The 19,644-nt window shown below is 40.0% G+C and carries 13 protein-coding genes; 1 reads left to right on the top strand and 12 read right to left on the bottom strand.

Annotated elements, in window-relative coordinates:
• Nucleotides 1–15 precede the first annotated feature (15 nt).
• The 4 genes from H9565_RS07060 to ruvB all read right to left on the bottom strand — a co-directional run bounded on the left by H9565_RS07060 (nt 16) and on the right by ruvB (nt 5,815).
• On the bottom strand, nt 16–2,313 hold the full coding sequence (locus tag H9565_RS07060; protein WP_215438510.1) for an NADP-dependent malic enzyme: 2,298 nt from the start codon (nt 2,311–2,313) through the stop codon (nt 16–18).
• A gap of 110 nt (nt 2,314–2,423) precedes the next feature.
• The gene (locus H9565_RS07065; RefSeq protein WP_215438511.1) at nt 2,424–3,749 is read right to left on the bottom strand and encodes an MFS transporter; all 1,326 of its coding nucleotides are present in this window, start codon (nt 3,747–3,749) and stop codon (nt 2,424–2,426) included.
• A 121-nt stretch (nt 3,750–3,870) separates the two neighbouring features.
• Nucleotides 3,871–4,791, bottom strand: coding sequence for a tRNA epoxyqueuosine(34) reductase QueG (gene queG / locus H9565_RS07070; protein WP_215438512.1), 921 nt, complete (start codon nt 4,789–4,791; stop codon nt 3,871–3,873).
• A gap of 1 nt (nt 4,792) precedes the next feature.
• Complete coding sequence (ruvB, locus tag H9565_RS07075) at nt 4,793–5,815, bottom strand: Holliday junction branch migration DNA helicase RuvB (RefSeq protein WP_215438513.1); 1,023 nt, start codon at nt 5,813–5,815, stop codon at nt 4,793–4,795.
• 118 nt (nt 5,816–5,933) lie between these two features.
• On the opposite strand from ruvB, the gene H9565_RS07080 reads away from it, so the two are divergent.
• Nucleotides 5,934–8,198 carry an acyl-CoA dehydrogenase family protein gene (locus tag H9565_RS07080; RefSeq protein WP_215438514.1) on the top strand — a complete coding sequence of 755 codons (2,265 nt, stop codon included), beginning with the start codon at nt 5,934–5,936 and terminating at the stop codon, nt 8,196–8,198.
• 14 nt (nt 8,199–8,212) lie between these two features.
• Here H9565_RS07080 and H9565_RS07085 read toward each other — a convergent pair whose 3' ends face one another.
• The 8 genes from H9565_RS07085 to H9565_RS07120 form a co-directional block, all read right to left on the bottom strand.
• Nucleotides 8,213–9,034: a GIN domain-containing protein gene (locus H9565_RS07085; RefSeq protein ID WP_215438515.1), complete on the bottom strand. Its 822-nt coding sequence runs from the start codon at nt 9,032–9,034 to the stop codon at nt 8,213–8,215.
• Between the two features lie 157 nt (nt 9,035–9,191).
• Nucleotides 9,192–11,018 carry a cytochrome c oxidase subunit I gene (locus tag H9565_RS07090; protein WP_215438516.1) on the bottom strand — a complete coding sequence of 609 codons (1,827 nt, stop codon included), beginning with the start codon at nt 11,016–11,018 and terminating at the stop codon, nt 9,192–9,194.
• Nucleotides 11,019–11,085: 67 nt separating this feature from the next.
• Nucleotides 11,086–12,189: a cytochrome c oxidase subunit II gene (locus H9565_RS07095; RefSeq protein ID WP_215438517.1), complete on the bottom strand. Its 1,104-nt coding sequence runs from the start codon at nt 12,187–12,189 to the stop codon at nt 11,086–11,088.
• Nucleotides 12,190–12,219: 30 nt separating this feature from the next.
• Nucleotides 12,220–13,557, bottom strand: coding sequence for a quinol:cytochrome C oxidoreductase (locus tag H9565_RS07100; RefSeq protein ID WP_215438518.1), 1,338 nt, complete (start codon nt 13,555–13,557; stop codon nt 12,220–12,222).
• Nucleotides 13,558–13,573: 16 nt separating this feature from the next.
• Nucleotides 13,574–14,134, bottom strand: a complete 561-nt coding sequence (locus tag H9565_RS07105) for a c-type cytochrome (protein WP_215438519.1) — start codon at nt 14,132–14,134, stop codon at nt 13,574–13,576.
• Between the two features lie 2 nt (nt 14,135–14,136).
• On the bottom strand, nt 14,137–14,667 hold the full coding sequence (locus tag H9565_RS07110; RefSeq protein ID WP_215438520.1) for a DUF3341 domain-containing protein: 531 nt from the start codon (nt 14,665–14,667) through the stop codon (nt 14,137–14,139).
• A 2-nt stretch (nt 14,668–14,669) separates the two neighbouring features.
• A complete protein-coding gene (gene nrfD, locus H9565_RS07115; RefSeq protein WP_215438521.1) occupies nt 14,670–16,421 on the bottom strand; it encodes an NrfD/PsrC family molybdoenzyme membrane anchor subunit in 1,752 nt (583 codons plus the stop codon).
• Nucleotides 16,422–16,456: 35 nt separating this feature from the next.
• Nucleotides 16,457–19,615, bottom strand: a complete 3,159-nt coding sequence (locus H9565_RS07120; RefSeq protein ID WP_215438522.1) for a TAT-variant-translocated molybdopterin oxidoreductase — start codon at nt 19,613–19,615, stop codon at nt 16,457–16,459.
• Between the last annotated feature and the right edge of the window lie 29 nt (nt 19,616–19,644).

The raw sequence follows: 19,644 nt of genomic DNA on the forward strand, positions 1-19,644 counted from the left end.
ACCGGGCAATTACTATTACTTGGCCTCTGTTTTGGCCTTTTTTCTCTTTTCTCTTTCCTGTGCATCTATAACAGCAACCGCCGTCATATTTACCATTTCATCTACACTTGCACCTAATTGAAGGATGTGTACAGACCTTCTTAGACCAACCATAATAGGACCTATACTATCTGCTTGGTTCAGTTCTTTTAAGAGTTTGTAAGTAATGTTCGCCGATTCCAAGTTTGGAAAAATTAGGGTATTTACCTTTTTACCCGCCAGTTTGGAGAATGGGAACTGACTCTGTAACAATTCTTTATTCAGGGCAAAATCTGTTTGAATTTCACCATCTACCACCAGACTTGGGTTGCTTTCATGTAAAATACGAACCGCTTCCCTTACTTTTTTTGCATGCGGATGGTTAGAAGACCCAAAGTTTGCGTAAGACAGTAAAGCCAATACAGGGTCAAATCCAAAAGTTGAAGCCACATTTGCCGCATTTTGAGCTATTTCTGCAATTTCTTCCGCATTTGGATCTATATTTATAGAGGTATCCGCCAAAAATAATGGACCTCTATCCGTAATCATAATGTTTACCGTAGATACCTTCTTTACATTTGACGCTCTACCAATAACTTCCAAAATTGGTTTTACAACCGTTGGGTACGCTCTTGAATATCCAGATATCATTCCATCTGCATCACCTTCAAGCACCATCATAGCTCCAAAATAATTGCGCTCGCGCATTCTTATTTTCGCACTGTAAAGTGTAGTGCCGCTACGCTTTCTACTTTCCCAGAACTTGGTTGCATAGCGTATATGTTTCTCATCAAACTCTTTGGAAGTTGGATCCAAAATATCTATCTCTGCATCAAAATCCAATTCCTTTTTCAACTCTAAAATAATCTCTTTTCTACCCAAAAGAATAGGCTCCGCAATACCCTCTTCATGCACGATTTGAGCCGCCTTCAACACATCAAGATGGTCGGCTTCGGCAAAAACAATACGTTTTTTGTTCATTTTTGCCCTGTTGTGCAATAAGCGTACTACTTTGTTATCGTTCCCAGAACGTTGTAGCAGTTCTTCTTTATACCGGTCCCAGTCATCAATAGGGCTTTTGGCCACGCCACTATCCATGGCAGCCTTGGCCACGGCCGGCGGAATTTCAGAAATAAGACGTTGATCAAACGGTTTGGGAATTATATATTCTTTACCGAACGTTAATCGTGTTTCCCCATAAGCAATGTTAACCTGTTCCGGCACGGGTTGTTTGGTAAGTTCGGCCAATGCCTTAACGGCGGCCATTTTCATTTCTTCATTAATAGCAGTAGCACGTACATCCAGGGCCCCTCTAAAAATAAAAGGGAAACCAAGTACATTATTCACCTGATTAGGATGATCGGAACGTCCTGTAGCCATAATGATATCTTTCCTGGTCTTTATGGCCAAGTCGTAATCTACTTCAGGATTAGGGTTTGCCATGGCAAAAACAATAGGGTTTTCCGCCATTGAATTCAACATATCCGGTGTTACAATATCAGCTATGGAAAGTCCGATAAAAACATCGGCATCTACCATTGCTTCGGAAAGAGTATCTATTTTTCTATCAGTAGCAAATTCTGCTTTGGAAGCAGATAGATTTTCGGCATCTTTTCTGATAACCCCTTTACTGTCCAACATCACAATATTTTCTGCCTTTGCACCAAAAGCCTTATACAGCTTTGTACAGGAAACAGCGGCAGCGCCAGCACCACTAATAACAATACGGACTTCTTCTATTTTCTTTTCGGACAGTTCCAGCGCGTTTAACAAAGCTGCAGCAGAGATAATGGCCGTTCCGTGTTGATCATCATGCATTACCGGAATATCAAGCTCTTCTTTAAGCCTTCTTTCTATTTCAAAAGCTTCGGGTGCTTTTATATCCTCCAAATTGATGCCGCCAAAAGTAGGAGCGATCATTTTTACGGTCTCCACGAATTTATCAACATCCTCCGTATCAACTTCAATATCTATTCCATCTATATCCGCAAAAATTTTGAAGAGCAATCCTTTCCCTTCCATAACTGGCTTTGAGGCCTCCGGACCAATATTACCAAGCCCCAATACGGCCGTACCATTGGATATAACGGCCACCAGATTTCCTTTAGAGGTATATTTATAGGCATTATCCTTATCCTTAGCAATTTCCAAGCAAGGTTCTGCTACACCTGGCGAATAGGCCAAAGCCAAATCTCGCTGGGTTGAATAAGGTTTTGTAGGAACGATTTTTATTTTGCCAGGTTGCGGTTTAGCATGATATATCAATGCTTCCCTTCTCTGTTTTTGATTGCCCATAGGAATATTAGATTTAAGAAAACAAATTTAAGGGTATTCTTCGGATATGTGTAGCCCGTTTAGAGGATAAATTTCCAAGAATTTACGCGATTTACAGGTATAAAACCCAACTAGCCCACATTCTCCTTTTTGGCCTCCTTTACGTTCAACCGTAAAGAAAGAACCGCAGCAAGAACAAAAAACACCCCAGCGAACAATATAGCGTTAACGGCATTACCACCAAGAAGGTTCTTAAAAATAGGTCCAAAAGTAAGCGTCTCTATCCCCATGGGAATAACGATCATCATATTTAAAATACCCATGTACACGCCTCGTCTATCCTGAGGTACAATCTTGGAAACCATGGTATAAGGTATACCCATCATAGCCGCCCAACCTATACCGAACAAGACCATAGGAAACAACACGGTAATAGGATCGGAAATATATGGAATTGTGAAAAGTGCTAGCCCCGTACCCAATAAACTTGCCGCGTAGACTTTTTTACTTCCAAATTTTAGCGCCAATGGCACCAATGCCAATGCTACGACCATAGTGGTAATATTGTAAGTAGTGCTCATTTTTGCCGATTGCGCGGCAGCTCCGGACAAATCAAACCCCATAGTACTCATGAACAAAGGTGTTATAAACTGCCAATACACAAATAGGGCGTACCATTGAAAAAGATAGACAGCGGAGAGTTTCCACATAAAAGAAGGCATTTCTTTTACCGCTTTGGCAATCTCTATGAAAGGCATATTAAAACGTTCCCCAAAAGAAAGGGCTTTATGAGCTTTGATTTCTTCCATTTCTTCTTCTGTAGGTGGAATTTCGGGAGTTTTTAATACGGACCAAAGAATGGTTGATACAGACAAAAAGGCTCCTATAAAAAAGGAGTAATACAACCACTTAGGTATGGAACCGGCTACATCCGCAACATCTCCGCCCCCAAACCAATCTTGGAACAAAAATATGGATGCGTTGGCTAAAACAATACCGGCACCAACAAATAGACTTTGCATTTGATACCCCAAACTCAATTGCTTTTCAGGCAACTTATCCCCTACAAAAGCACGGTAAGGCTCCATTGCCATATTGTTCCCCACATCTAAAATCCAAAGTAACCCTACTGCAAACCACAAGGCGGGACTTAACGGAAATGCAAAAAGGCAAAGACTACCAATAATAGCTCCAATCAGAAAAAACGGTTTACGCCTACCAAAACGGGGCGACCAAGTTTTATCCGATATAGCTCCGATAATAGGCTGAACGATCAAACCCGTTACAGGTCCAGCTATATTAAGAATAGGCAACATATCTTCCGATGCTCCCAAAAACAAAAAAACAGGATTGATTGCGGTTTGCTGAAGTCCAAAACTGAATTGGATGCCCAAAAAGCCGACATTCATATTGAAAATCTGCCAAAAACTTAAACTCGGTTTTTTAATAAAGCTCATTTGAAGTTGGTTTTGGTATAAAAACTACCAAACAAGATAGCACAATAAATCATCGACCTGAAAAAACTTGTCTAGAAAATATAAAAGATAGCAAACTCTAACGTTTTCGTAGTTCGCTGCTTTATTTTAGAAATTTGATATTGCGCTGTAAACCTGAGAATTTAGTCCTTTTTACTGCCGACTTCCGAAAAACTTTTCGGAAAACATCTTCGGTAATTTCTTCCCAATCCTTTTTGGACATGGATAATAATTCCGGATGTGGATTGAACAAGGGTTCTTGGTGAGGTTTTGAAAACCGGTTCCACGGGCATACATCTTGACAAACATCACACCCAAAGGCCCAATCATCAAACTTACCCTCAAATTCCGTTGGAATTTCATTTTTGAGCTCAATGGTAAAATAAGAAATACACTTACTCCCGTCAACCACATAGGGCTCCACAATAGCTTCCGTTGGGCATGCATCTATACAAGCGGTACAGGTTCCGCAATGATCCGTAACCCTAGAATCATATTCCAAATCCAAATCAACAATAAGCTCAGCAATAAAATAAAAAGAACCTACCCTTTGGGTGAGCAGGTTGCTGTGCTTCCCTATCCACCCCAGGCCACTTTTAGCGGCCCATGCCTTATCCAGAACGGGCGCGGAATCAACAAAAGCCCTTCCCCCAACTTCACCTATATTTTCAGAAATAAAATTTTGCAGCTCACGCAATTTGGATTTAATGACATGGTGATAATCTTGCCCGTAAGCGTATTTGGATATTTTATATGTGTTTTCCTCTTGTGTGTTTTCGGGATAATAATTCAGCAGTAATGAAATGACGGATTTAGCCCCGTCTACCAAAAGACGTGGATCTAAACGTTTATCAAAATGATTGGCCATGTACGACATTTCGCCGTGCATATTGTTATTGAGCCATTTCTCCAATCTAGGAGCCTCCTCTTCCAAAAAATCCGCTTTGGAAATACCACAAGACAAAAAACCGAGGCGTTTGGCTTCGGTTTTTATAAGTTCGGAATATTTCTCTTTAGAATTCATCTTAAAACAATCCTGGTTGCACTCCTCCTTTGAGCTTCCCCAAGTGTTTATACGCCAAATCCGTTACTTCACGGCCACGCGGTGTTCGCATAATAAAACCCTGCTGAATCAAGAAAGGTTCATATACTTCCTCTATGGTTTCGGCACTTTCGGAAACCGCCGTTGCCAATGTGGTAATACCTACGGGGCCTCCCTTAAATTTATCTATAATGGTAGTAAGAATCTTATTGTCCATTTCATCCAATCCGTGAGCATCTACGTTCAATGCCTTTAGACTGAATTTTGAAATATCAATATCTATGCTTCCATTACCTTTGATTTGAGCAAAATCGCGCACTCTTCTTAAAAGGGCATTACAAATTCTAGGTGTACCCCTACTCCTACCTGCAATCTCAATTGCAGCTTCTTGGGAAATAGGAACTTTTAGTATTTCTGCACTACGCTCAACTATGGTTGAAAGTAGTTCCGTAGAATAATATTGTAAGCGGCTCTGAATACCAAAACGAGCACGCATGGGTGCCGTTAACAATCCCGAGCGAGTGGTAGCCCCAATCAGTGTAAACGGATTCAGGTTTATCTGTACGGATCGCGCATTGGGACCCGACTCGATCATAATATCAATTTTATAATCTTCCATAGCGGAATACAAGTACTCCTCTACTATTGGGCTCAAACGGTGAATTTCATCAATAAAGAGTACATCGCGCTCATCCAAATTGGTAAGCAGACCTGCAAGATCGCCCGGTTTATCCAAAACCGGTCCGGAAGTAATCTTGATGCTTACCCCCAGTTCACTCGCAAGAATGTGGGCCAAAGTGGTCTTACCCAGTCCCGGAGGGCCGTGAAACAAGGTGTGATCCAATGCCTCCCCTCGTTGATTGGCGGCCTCCACAAAAACCTTTAAATTCTCCAATACCTGCTCCTGACCCGTAAAGTCATCAAAACTTATGGGGCGCAAAGCTCTTTCTATATCAAATTCCTCAGGGGTAAAATTCTCTCCTTCGGCGTCTAAGTACTCATTCATATTAAAACAAAGATAGCAGAAAAAGAAACAAGCCCACTATACTTCACACCCCTAATCTACCGTTTTCTATATGGCCATAGCCGCATTATTTTGAAGATAATTTTCGTAATTTCATTCTATGCAAGACTCCACTTATTCCTCAGAAATTCTTCAGTACATCCCATTTTACTATGTTATTTGGTCCGATGACCTGCTCACAGCATCCGAAATTAATGTTGTACAAAATGCGATAGATGCAGATAAAACCCTATCCGAAAAGAGCAGGGCACAATTACTAACGTGGCTTAATACACAAAATCCGCCCGCGAATACGGAATTAAAAAAATGGAAACAGACTATTTCCAATTCAGGAGTTAAATTAATTGAAAGTGAAACTTACCCATTAGCCACATTTAGCCAAAAGGTAGTGTGCCACTATAAAGATGAATGTCCATTTAACGAACAATTAAAACATATTGAAATACAACTGGGTATTCAACCCAATCATTACAATCACCTCTTTGATGTTGATGTAATTCATGAAACTACCTCGGAATTTTATGATTCCAAAGAGATCGATACGATTTTAAAAGGGAAACATGCCAAACTGGTGGATGATTTCAGGGAAGTATTGGCCGACCCTATTTTTAAGTGGGAAGTGCACCGAAACAAAGAAGATTTCAGAAATGTTGTTCTGAACCAAGTTAAATTCTTAGCCAATAAGGGCTATGGAGCCATGGCCTATCCAGAGGCATATGGCGGAACCGATGATATGGAAGGTTATGCTTACATGTTTGAAAATATGATGTTTGCCGATGGCAGCCTTTCTATAAAATTTGGAGTGCAGTTTGGTCTTTTTGGAGGAAGTATCCAAAAGTTAGGAACTAAAAAACATCATGACCTGTACCTCTCAAAAACAGGAAAAGCAGAGCTTTTAGGTTGTTTTGCCATGACCGAAACCGGCCATGGGTCCAACGTGCGGGGAATAAAAACTACGGCAACTTACAACAACGAAACAGACCAACTTGTAATTCACACCCCGGGGAAAAACGATAATAAAGAATATATTGGAAATGCATTGCACTCCAAGATGGCATCTGTATTTGCGCAACTCATCGTAAATGGAAAAAACGAAGGTGTTCACGCCATTCTGGTTCCGCTTAGAAATGAAAAACACGAACTTTTACCCGGAATAAATGTAGAAGACAATGGCTATAAATTAGGCCTGAACGGAGTTGATAACGGTAAAATTTGGTTTAATCAAGTTGCCGTACCCAGAGAAAATCTACTTAATAAATATGGGGATATTAAAGAAGATGGGACTTACCACTCTGATATAAAAAACCCAAATAAACGTTTTTTTACCATGTTGGGCACCTTGGTAGGCGGAAGAATTTGTGTGGCCCGAGCAGGTTTGGGAGGTGCTAAATTTGCTTTAACTGTTGCCATTAAACATGCCTTAAAGCGCAGACAATTTAATGACAGTATTAAGGTACAGGAAGACCTTTTAATGGACTACCCAACGCACCAGTTGCGTCTAACCCCTCTAGTGGCTAGCGCTTACGTCTATCACATAACCCTTGATAAGATGATGCAACAATATTGTGACCCATCCCAACCAGACAAGCGAAAGATAGAAACCCAAGTGGCGGGCTTAAAATCTATCATCACCTGGTATGCAAATGACACCATTCAAGAATGCCGCGAAGCTTGTGGCGGTAAAGGCTACCTTTTAGAAAACCGTATAGCCGACTTAAAAGGCGATGTAGATATCTTCACCACTTTTGAGGGTGATAATACCGTACTGTTATTATTGGCCGCCAAGGGGGTTCTATCAGACTTTAAATCGGAGTTTAATAGCGCAGGATTTTCCGCAGTACTAAAAATATTGGGCATACAGATCAATGACAAATTAACCACGATCAATCCTATTTACAGTAACAAAGTAGATAAGGATCATTTATACAATCCTAAATTCCACAAGCATGCGTTTGAATACCGTACCAGACGGTTGACCTACACCCTGGCTATGCGAATTAGAGATTATATTAAAACGGGAATACCTTCTTACCAAGCGTTTCTTAAAGTACAAAGCCACTTGCTGGCATTGGGCAAAGCCTATAGCAATGAACTAGCCTATTCTACTTACAATGATTTTGTAGAAACCATATCCGACGCCAAGAACAAAGCTTTGTTTCAGAAACTAGGAACATTACACGCACTTTATACTATAAGACAAGATGCGGAATGGTACTTAGAACAAGGTTATATTGGTGGGACAAAATCCAAGGCCATCCGCCAACGTGTAGAACGGTTATCAAGTGAATTAAGACCCCATATAGGGGTCCTAGTAGATGGGTTTGGCATACCGGAGCATTGTATGAACGCCCCTATTGCCAAATAACACCGTAGTTCTAACTATTTCTCCTTATGTAACTCAGAAGTATCTAGAAAGTCTATTATCTCTACCTTGCCCTCCCCATACAAATGGGTCCTGGCGTTACCACTAGAAGAAAGTTGTAAAATCTTGGTACTGTTTATATCCGCAGTAGCGGACTCCTCTACAGTAAGATAAACAGCTTCTGACTCTAATTTTTCAGCTTTTAGATTGGAATTTTCAAAAAGGTTGGCATACAATTCAAATGTGGTTCCTTCCAAAATAGCGGTAGCGTTTTTGTACAACTTTACATTGCTTAAATCACTTGTGCCAAATACCTTTACATCAACCCTATCTTTTAAAACCAAATTAATCTCTTGTCCTTTTAAGTTGAATTCCCCTGAACTGTTACCTTCCATATTGATATTAAAAACTTCGGCATCGGCATTTAAATCCAATTTTGCAGATTCATGTAGATCTACATAAAGATCCTTTGCATTAACCGCTCCGTCCATTTCAATTTTCCCATCATACATTGTAATGGCCTCCAGGTAAATATAGTTGACCGTAATCTCCAATTTCTTTTTACGGGTGATGTTATAGAAAGAGCTAATCTGAAGCACGCTATCTTGAACCTTAAACCTTAAAACGTCAATTAGGTTGTCATCAGCAGTGATAGCAACGCCTTCCTCAGTAGAATCATGTAGCTTAATATCAAGGTCATCACGCAGTTCAATTGCATGAAAAGCAGGCAATTCTTGATAAACATCTATCACAACCTTATTCCCCTTTATTTTGGGTTTACGTTGCCCAAAAGCCTGAAAAGTAAATAATAAAACAATTAAAAAAATAAAATTTCTCATACTACAGTCCCTTTGACACCAGTTGATTAGACCCTTCTCTTATAATTTGCAAATGTATCTCTTATTGTTCTTACGCAACAAGAATGTTAAATAAAAGTATCAAAAAAAATGCCCAACTATAAAAGTCGGGCATTTTAATTTGAGTTAGTCTAGTATTTTAATGTTGAAGCTCTTCTTCATCTTTTTGTAAAGGTACGGTCTGAGGAACAAAATCCTGACCTGGAAGAATGTACTCTCCGTTTTCATCTACCTTACTGTAATCATAAGCCCAACGGTGAACTTCAGGAATGGCTCCTGGCCAGTTACCGTGAATATGCTCCTGTGGTGTAGTCCATTCCAAGGTTGTTGCCTTCCAAGGGTTCTTAGGACCTACTTTACCGTAGAAAATACTTCTTACAAAGTTAAATACAAATATAAGTTGAACACCTGCGGTGATAATTGCAAACACGGTCATCAATACTTGAATATCCGTTAATTCATCAAACATTGGGAAAGCGGTATTCTCATAGTATCTTCTTGGCACACCGGCCATACCTACAAAATGCATTGGGAAGAAAATACCATACGAACCAACTGCGGTAACCCAGAAGTGGATATAACCTAAGTTCTTGTTCATCATCTTTCCTTCAAACATAGTAGGGAACCAGTGATAAATACCAGCGAACATACCGTATAGTGCAGAAATACCCATTACCAAGTGGAAGTGAGCAATAACAAAATATGTATCATGTACGTTAATATCCAATGTACTATCCCCTAAGATAATACCTGTAAGACCACCTGTTATGAAAGTTGACACCATACCTATTGAAAACAACATGGCAGGGTTTAACTGTAAGTTACCTTTCCAAAGTGTAGTAATCCAGTTAAAGGCTTTTACTGCAGATGGAATAGCGATCAAAAGCGTTGTAAATGTAAATACAGAACCTAAGAACGGATTCATACCCGAAATAAACATATGGTGACCCCATACAATTGTAGACAAGAATGCAATCGCCAAAATTGAAGCAATCATTGCACGATAACCAAAAATAGGTTTTCTAGCATTTACCGCCATTACTTCGGATACAATACCCATGGCAGGTAAGATTACAATATATACCTCAGGGTGACCTAAGAACCAGAAAAGGTGCTCATATAATACCGGTGAACCACCTTGGTAGTGTAATACCTCACCTTGTATAAATATATCCGACAAGAAGAATGAGGTACCAAAGCTTCTATCCATTATCAACAACAAAGCTGCAGATAATAGTACCGGGAACGATATAATACCGATAATGGCCGTTACAAAGAATGCCCAAATTGTTAGTGGCAATCTTGTCATAGACATTCCTTTTGTACGAAGGTTGATTACGGTTACTACATAATTCAACGATCCCATAAGAGATGAAGCAATGAAAATAGCCATAGAAACCAACCACAATGTCATACCCATTCCCGAACCAGGCTGAGCCATTGGCAATGCACTTAGCGGAGGATAAATAGTCCACCCTGCAGCCGCCGGTCCTGCTTCAACGAATAAAGAGGAAATCATTATTATGGAAGACAAGAAAAACAACCAATACGAAAGCATGTTCAAAAAGCCCGAAGCCATATCCCTTGCACCAATTTGCAACGGAATAAGTAAGTTACTAAATGTACCACTCAGACCCTGTGTAAGAACAAAGAATACCATTAACGTACCGTGAATGGTTACCAATGCCAAATAAACATCCGCATCCATAACTCCATCTGGAGCCCATTTTCCTAAAAAGGTCTCAAAGATACCAAAGGATTCCCCTGGCCATGCCAATTGCATACGGAACATAATTGACATTGCGATGCCTAGCGCTCCCATTATCAAACCAGTAATCAAATACTGCCTAGAGATCATTTTATGATCTTGACTAAATATATATTTGGTTACAAAAGTTTGCTTGTGGTGATGCTCATGATCGTCATGTGCATGGTCATCTAACTGTGCATTTGCAGTAACAGACATATTTGTTATTCTTTAATTTTAATTTTCTTTTAAAGCGCTCCTAGACTATACCTTACGAAAACTCGTATTAGTGACTAGCCGTTGCAGTTTCAATGTTCTTGAATTCATCTGTAGATGCTTGACCCATTACATTCTGCCCAAAGGTTTTTTGCTCGGCTATCCACGCATCATACTCTTCTTGAGTCTCTACAATAATCTTCATTTGCATATTGTAGTGAGACTTTCCACATATCTTATTACAAAGTAAAATATAATCGAACTCCCATGGATCGGAATTTTCCTCTCCATTAGCCGCTCTTTCCGATCTAATCTCGTTTGTACGTTTTACTTTATCAGCCACATCAGGATTCTGACGCATTTCTTCCGTAGTATAAATTGGAGTGAAAGAAAATTCAGTAATCATACCCGGAACACAGTTCATTTGAGCCCTAAAATGCGGCATGTATGCAGAATGAAGCACATCTTGCGAACGCATTTTAAAATTAACCTTTCTACCTACAGGAAGGTGCAATTCTTTAACGATAATATCATCTGCCGCATAGCTATCAGACTCATCCAAACCAAGTACGTTGGCCTTATTGATATCAATCATTCTAACGTTAGCCTTACCTAATACGTTATCCTCTCCGCCATATCTAGCCGTCCAACTAAATTGTTGTGCATAAAGCTCCACAATTAATGGATCGTCTTCGTCATTAACATCCATAATAGTAGTCCAAGTGTACAATCCCCAAAGGATAAGTCCAGAAAGTACTATTACAGGAATTATAGTCCATATAAACTCTAGACGATCACTGTCCGCAAAGAAAAGGGCCTTTTTACCTTCAACACCACGATACTTGTAACCAAAGTAGTGTAACAAAGCCTGTGTAAGTGTCTGCACAATGAAAATGATAATGAAGGAAACCAACATTAAAGAGTCATACTCCCCACCGTGAGCAGATGCAGCTTCCGGAAGTAAAAACTTAGAATATTTCCAGAAACTAAAAATTGTAATACCGTAAATAAAGATAAGAAACGCGAACAGAAGGTATCCGTTTGTTTTGTTATCCGAATCGTTGGCTATTTGAGAATTTTCGGCTTTGAGCTGAGACAATTCAAATATCTTCGTCATCTGCCATATCGCAATTGCCACCAAGGCTAAAACCACTAAAGTCAATAATGTAGTCATCGTATGTTCTACTATTATACGTTAAAAATACTAATAATGAAAATGTCTGCTCTCCTCAATAAACGGGTTACGCTTAGGCTGTAAAGGTGCAGTTGACAATGCACGGAACACCCAGAAAATGAATAGGCCGGCAAAGAAAAGAACAGCCCCTATTTCAGGTATACCTATAAACCATTGATCACCTACAGTTGATGGCATAATCATATTGAATATATCCATATAGTGCCCACCTAAAATAACGATACCTGTTAGAACCACAAACCAGTTCATACGTTTGAAATCGCTATTCATAAGAAGCAACACAGGGAACAAAAAGTTCATTACTATCATTCCAAAGAATGGTAATCTATAATCTGCAATACGAGTTACATAGTAAGTAACCTCTTCTGGTATGTTAGAGTACCATATAAGCATAAATTGAGAGAACCATAGGTATGTCCAGAATATACTAATACCAAACATAAACTTGGCTAAATCATGTATGTGACTATTGTTCACATCTGGCAAGTAACCTCTAGACTTCAGATACACGGTTACCATAGCTATTACGGTAATACCTGATACGAACATACTAGCAAAAACATACCATCCGAACAAAGTACTGAACCAGTGTGGATCAACACTCATAATCCAATCCCAAGACATGATAGATTCCGATACTAAGTAAAATACCAAGAATGCAGCAGACCATTTAAAGTTCAACTTAAAATTGGCATTGTCGTTAGACTCATCCTGTCTTAGTGAAAGTTTTCTAGAATACTCTCTGTAAAATATCCAACCTGCCAAAAATATAGCGGCACGTATTAAGAAGAAAGTAGGGTTTAAATAACCGGCCTTACCTTGTAAAAGGCGATCATGCGCAACTACATCGGCATCCATCCACACAAACAGGTGGTTCATGTGTAAAACCGACAGAACCAGTATTACAAAAACGATAATTCCACCAGGAACTATATATGCGGTAATACCTTCCATAACCCTAAAAAGTAACGGAGACCAACCGGCCTGCGCTGCACGTTGTATTGCATAAAAAGCCAAAACTCCTAAAGCAATCATAAAGAAAAAGAATGCGGCTACATATAAAGCGGCCCAAGGCTTATTCTGTAATTGATGTAAAAGGTGTTCGTCGTGAGAAGAATCATGTTCCTCACCATGAGCCTCAACAGCATCACCGTGTCCTTCTGCAACAGCGCCATGTGCTTCTACCGCACCATGGGCATCTCCATGTCCATCACCATGACTGGCCACTATAGCTTTTGCCTCTTCTACAGTACTTGGTGCCGATATAAATCCGATAGCAATACCAAGTATCCCAAGAGCCATTAAAATAAAGGAACCGATCTTTAATTTGTTTGAAAACGTATACATATCCCTTTTCTAAGTATTATTTCGTTAAGTCTTGTTTCAATTTCATCACGTACTCCGAAACTTGCCACATCTCTTTAGTATTCATCTGAGATGCATAAGAACCCATAGAGTTCAATCCGTAATGAATGGTATGGTAAGCTGTACCTATTGTAATGTTTCGAGCTTCATCCGCATATGTTGGAACACCCAAAATCTTTTCTCTTTTTACAAGCGTACCTTGACCATCACCTTTATCACCATGGCAAATAGCACAATAAATGGTATATAATTGACCACCCGCAGCTAAATCCTTTTCAATGTTCACTGAATCCAATGGACTTTTTTGAACTCTTGCCAACTCTTTACCTTCCGGTGTATTTTCATACCCGTAAGGAATCCAGCCACGAGAAATAGTATTTGCCGGTGGAACCATTGCCTCCTGACGATTAGGAAGAAAATCTACCTCACCATATGCCTCGTAACCTACTGGCTCGTACATATTCGGCATATATTGATAGTTGGGACTGTTCTTATCGGCACAAGCCGTAACACACAGTAGCAACCCAAAAACGATTCCTATTTTGCTAAAACTGTTCATATTTAATGACTGGTTTTTTCAACTATGTTTATCTCCACTGCCCCTGTAACCAACAACAGATCTTTTAACTCTTTTTCGTTACCATGAATATCTATCTCCATTAAGAAATGATCATCCGTAGTACGTACATCTGGATTTTCCGCTTTTTTGAAAGGCCATAAACGGCTTCTCATATAAAAAGTTATCACCATTAAGTGAGCCGCAAAAAATACAGTTAACTCAAACATAATAGGCACAAATGCCGGCATGTTCTCTATATAACTAAAACTAGGCTTCCCACCAATATCCTGAGGCCAATCCTCGATCATGATGTAGTTCATCATAAGCGTAGCCACACTAAGACCTATACAGCCGTAAATGAACGACGTAATGGCAATACGTGTTGGAGCCAAACCCATAGCTTTGTCTAAGCCATGAACAGGAAATGGACAATATACTTCTTCGATGTGATGCTTGGCTGCCTTTACCTTCTTAACGGCAAGCATTAGCACGTCATCATCATCATAATATGCATGTATCGCTTTAGATGCCATAGCTATTGTTTCTTATTATTTAATAATCTTGCCTGACCGGCCCAATCGTCTCTTTGCGCTCTACCTGGGAAAGATTCTGTTATTGAATCCAACAAATCATACTCCCTATTGGTCATTCTACCCACTTGGGCAAAAGTGAATATTCCAATTTCATTAAGTGTTGCTTCCATTTGAGGACCTACACCTTTAATTTGTTTAAGGTCATCAGCAGTCTCTTTTGTTGCATCAAACTTACCAATAGTACTCAAAAGTTCAGAAACGCTCTCGCTGGTATCTTGTTGCGGTACAACTTCTCCCATAAGCACATCATCTGTAATAACTTCTTCCTTAGTATCAGCAGCAGACAATTTAGTTATCTGATATAATGGCTGACCCGCATCTCTTAGTTTTTTATACTTACTTCCAGATGACTTCAAGATAGATTTAACCTCCGCTTGAGCGATTACAGGGAATGTTCTAGCGTAAAGAAGGAACAACACGAAGAAGAATCCAATGGTACCTACAAAGATTCCGATATCTACAAATGTTGGCGAGAACATAGTCCATGAAGATGGAAGGTAATCTCTGTGCAACGATGTTACGATAATTACGAAACGCTCAAACCACATTCCTATGTTCACTACAATAGATATAGCGAAAGAAAACATAATACTAGTTCTCAATTTTTTGAACCACATGAACTGAGGAGAGAACACATTACAAGTCATCATTGACCAGTAAGCCCACCAGTAAGGTCCAGTAGCTCTGTTCAAGAAAGCGTATTGTTCGTATTCAACACCTGAATACCAAGCCATGAAAAGCTCTGTAATATATGCACAACCTACAATAGAACCGGTTAACATAATAACAATGTTCATTAACTCAATATGCTGAACAGTGATATAATCTTCCAAGTGACACACTTTACGCATGATAATCAAAAGTGTATTCACCATTGCAAAACCAGAGAAAATTGCTCCAGCCACAAAGTATGGAGGGAAGATGGTTGTATGCCAACCTGGTATTACCGATGTAGCAAAGTCAAAAGATACAATGGTATGTACAGAAAGTACAAGTGGTGTAGCCAAACCTGCCAAAACCAACGACACTTCTTCAAAACGTTGCCAATCTTTAGCACGACCACTCCAACCAAAACTTAACAGACTATATATTTTCTTTTGAAAAGGAAGGATTGCCCTGTCACGTAACATCGCAAAATCAGGAAGTAGACCCGTCCACCAGAATACCAAAGAAACTGAAAGGTATGTAGATATCGCAAATACATCCCAAAGTAGCGGTGAGTTAAAGTTTACCCATAACGAACCAAATTGGTTAGGAATTGGCAATACCCAGTATGCCAACCAAGGACGACCCATGTGAATAATAGGGAAAAGACCCGCCTGAACAACAGAGAATATTGTCATAGCCTCCGCAGAACGGTTAATAGCCATTCTCCATTTCTGACGGAAAAGCAAAAGTACGGCAGATATCAAAGTACCCGCGTGACCAATACCTACCCACCAAACAAAGTTGGTAATATCCCAAGCCCAGTTAACGGTCTTGTTCAAACCCCATGTTCCAATACCGGTAGAGACTGTATAAATAATACAACCAACACCCCAAAGAAATGCCACTAAGGCAATGGAAAACACAATCCACCAATGCTTATTGGCCCTACCCTCAACCGGAGCGGCTATATCCACACTTACATCGTGGTAGCCTTTATCCCCAATAACCAAGGGCTTTCGTATAGGTGCTTCGTAATGCGACGCCATATAAATCTATTATAGTTGTTTACTTAAATACGGTTTTATGCTTCGTTCGTATTCCTAACCTTAACATGGTAGAATACATTTGGCTTAGTTCCCACATGCTCCAATAAATGGTACATACGATTACTTTCTGCCAATTTGGAAACTTCACTTTCCTTATCATTAACATCACCAAAGATTATAGCTCCTGTACTACATGCAGATGAACACGCTGTTTGGAATTCCTCATCTTTTACAGGACGACCATCTCTTTTCGCATCCAAGATAGACTTCTGAGTCATCTGAATACACATAGAACATTTTTCTATAACCCCTCTTGAACGAACATTTACATCAGGATTCAATACCATTTTACCCAAGTCATTGTTCATATGGTAATCAAACTCGTCATTGTTATTATACAAGAACCAGTTGAATCTACGAACTTTGTACGGACAGTTGTTTGCACAATATCTAGTACCCACACAACGGTTATATGCCATATGGTTTTGACCTTGGCGACTGTGAGATGTTGCCGCAACCGGACAAACAGTTTCACATGGTGCGTGGTTACAGTGCTGACACATTACAGGCTGGAATGCCACTTGAGGATTAGCCGCTGGATGCTCCAACTCACCAAAACCACCTAAAGAACCATTATCACCTGAAAGACCATCAAACTCATCCTTCTTAATATTGTCTCCCTCAAAAGTATCTTCCGAAGAATAATATCTATCAATACGCAACCAGTGCATATCCCTACTCTTTCTAACTTCTTCCTTACCTACCACAGGAACATTGTTCTCCGCATGACAAGCAATAACACATGCACCACAACCGGTACACGCATTTAAATCTATGGACATGTTAAAGTGATGACCTATAGTACGATCAAAACTATCCCACAAATCAACAGATGTAGCCGGAACCTCTTGGTGATCCAAAGAAACCACCGGAACTTCGTTCCACTCAGCGTGATCCTTTGTATTGAATATCTCCAAGGTAGTCTCCTTAATGATATCACCCCTACCCATTAAGGTCTTATGCAACTGAATACATGCAAACTCATGCATTCCCGAAGCTTTCTCAATAGTAGCTGCCTGAACATTGGTGAAATTCTGATACAACGGATAAGCATTAACACCTGTCTGCATCTCAGATTTCATTCCTACTTTTCTTCCATATCCTAATGAAAGACCAATAGAACCAATAGCTTGACCCGGCTGAATAATTACCGGAACGTTATTTAGTACAACTCCATTTACGGTAACGTTGGCATAACTACCGTCCAAACCTCCATTGGCAACGTGCTCGTTTACAAAACCTAAACGCTCAGCATCTGCCTTGGAAACGGTAACATAGTTATCCCAAGAAACTCTAGTAATTGGATCAGGAAACTCCTGCAACCACGGGTTGTTAGCCTGCTGACCTGCACCCATACCCGTTTTAGAGTAAAGAGTAAGCTCAACACCGCCTCCGCTGGTAGCATTTACCAAACTATTAATAGCCGTAGCAATAGGAATACCTGCCTGAGCAGTCACTTCCTCAATTACATCGGCACTTGCCGTTTCTTTATCTTCTTCTTCGGAAACCGCATTTTCTGGATCCGCATCAGAGCTTAAAGTCATACCTGCCGCAGAATAAACACCATCATGCAATGCTTTATTCCAATCATTTCCAGCCAATATTGACTGAGACCAGGTTTCCTTTACATATTCGTAATATGTTTTATCACTACCTAACCACTTTAACAATGCAGTCTGAAACTGTCTTGTATCAAAAAGTTCTTTAATGGTAGGTTGCATCAAACTGTATTGCCCTTTCTTGATTTGGGTATCTCCCCAAGACTCCAAGAAATGATTAGCTGCTGCAGTATACTGCGCTACTTCTGTAGTTTCATTCCAATTATTGGAGAACACAACAGAAAGACCAACTTTCTCAACACCTTCTTTAAAGTCAGTCGCATTAGGAAGCGTATACATAGGGTTAACACCGTCTACGATTAACGCGCCAACTTTGCCCGCCTTCATATCCGCAATCAACTTCTGCACTGCCTTAACATTTCCTTGTCTTACATAACGAGGAGAAGCAGGATCAAAAGCCTTACTACCCAACATTTCATTAATTGCAAGAACAACCGTTTGAGCATGTATATCATCAAGACCCGTAACTACTACGGCCTTACTTTTATTCTTTCTTATATGAGCAGCCACACCATCTATGGTCTTCTGAACATTTTCAGAAAGCTCACCACCAACACTTGTACCGTTCAACTTAGCATACAACTGAGCCAAAGCTATTTTCTGTTGCATTGGCGTTAAGGGCACACGCTTATCCGCATTGGCACCACTCAAGGTCATGTTTGCCTCAAACTGTACATGACGCGACATCTTACCATTTTTAGGCACTCTACCTTTTGCATACCCCCCATCATAGCTTCCTCCTTGCCAATCTCCTAAGAAATCCGCCCCAAAAGAAACTATAAGGTCTGCCTTTTCAAAATCATAATCCGCCAAAGCACGCTCACCGTATTTAGCTTCATAAGCACTAGCTGCGGCATCTTCGGCAATAGCATCATAAACCACATGGTTTACATTACCATACTCAGCTTTTAATTCACCGATTAATCTATCCGTAGACGGACTAGCATATGTTTGTGTCAACAATGCGATTTGCTGACCAGAACCTTTAAGGCTTCCTAATTTTGCTTTTACAGCAGCATCCAAAACAGACCACTCAGTAGGCTCTCCATTTGCCATTGGCCCCTGTAAGCGTGTACTATCATATAAAGAAAGTACAGATGCCTGAACTCTTGCATTGGCAGATCCGGCAACCTTGGCATCTTTATTATTTTCAACCTTAATAGGACGACCTTCCCTTGTTTTAATAAGGATACTTGCAAAGTCAAAACCGTTCGCTATAGTTGTAGCATAATAATTAGCAACGCCTGGAACAATATTTTCTGGCTGAACAACATAAGGAATAGATTTATGCACAGGTCCTTCACAAGCAGCCAATGAAGCCGCTGCGGTACTAAAACCAACGTACTTAAGAAAATCCCTCCTATTGGTAGATGTAGCAGATAGACTTTCCTTATCTCCCAAAAAATCATCTACTGGAATTTGCTCAACAAACTCGTTCTGTCTTAGCGTCTCAACAATGGAATCGTTCGGATTTAATTCCGCCTCGTTCTTCCAATATTTTTTGTTTGATGCCATACTTTCTATGTAATTAGCTACTTTCTAGA

The organism is Zobellia russellii (assembly GCF_018728565.1).
GTDB lineage: Bacteria > Bacteroidota > Bacteroidia > Flavobacteriales > Flavobacteriaceae > Zobellia > Zobellia russellii.

Bases quoted from the DNA above. Each gene is read 5' to 3' on its own strand.
- H9565_RS07060 (WP_215438510.1), bottom strand. From the start codon at position 2,313: ATGGGCAATCAAAAACAGAGAAGGGAAGCATTGATATATCATGCTAAA.
- H9565_RS07065 (WP_215438511.1), bottom strand. From the start codon at position 3,749: ATGAGCTTTATTAAAAAACCGAGTTTAAGTTTTTGGCAGATTTTCAAT.
- queG (WP_215438512.1), bottom strand. From the start codon at position 4,791: ATGAATTCTAAAGAGAAATATTCCGAACTTATAAAAACCGAAGCCAAA.
- ruvB (WP_215438513.1), bottom strand. From the start codon at position 5,815: ATGAATGAGTACTTAGACGCCGAAGGAGAGAATTTTACCCCTGAGGAA.
- H9565_RS07080 (WP_215438514.1), top strand. From the start codon at position 5,934: ATGCAAGACTCCACTTATTCCTCAGAAATTCTTCAGTACATCCCATTT.
- H9565_RS07085 (WP_215438515.1), bottom strand. From the start codon at position 9,034: ATGAGAAATTTTATTTTTTTAATTGTTTTATTATTTACTTTTCAGGCT.
- H9565_RS07090 (WP_215438516.1), bottom strand. From the start codon at position 11,018: ATGTCTGTTACTGCAAATGCACAGTTAGATGACCATGCACATGACGAT.
- H9565_RS07095 (WP_215438517.1), bottom strand. From the start codon at position 12,189: ATGACTACATTATTGACTTTAGTGGTTTTAGCCTTGGTGGCAATTGCG.
- H9565_RS07100 (WP_215438518.1), bottom strand. From the start codon at position 13,557: ATGTATACGTTTTCAAACAAATTAAAGATCGGTTCCTTTATTTTAATG.
- H9565_RS07105 (WP_215438519.1), bottom strand. From the start codon at position 14,134: ATGAACAGTTTTAGCAAAATAGGAATCGTTTTTGGGTTGCTACTGTGT.
- H9565_RS07110 (WP_215438520.1), bottom strand. From the start codon at position 14,667: ATGGCATCTAAAGCGATACATGCATATTATGATGATGATGACGTGCTA.
- nrfD (WP_215438521.1), bottom strand. From the start codon at position 16,421: ATGGCGTCGCATTACGAAGCACCTATACGAAAGCCCTTGGTTATTGGG.
- H9565_RS07120 (WP_215438522.1), bottom strand. From the start codon at position 19,615: ATGGCATCAAACAAAAAATATTGGAAGAACGAGGCGGAATTAAATCCG.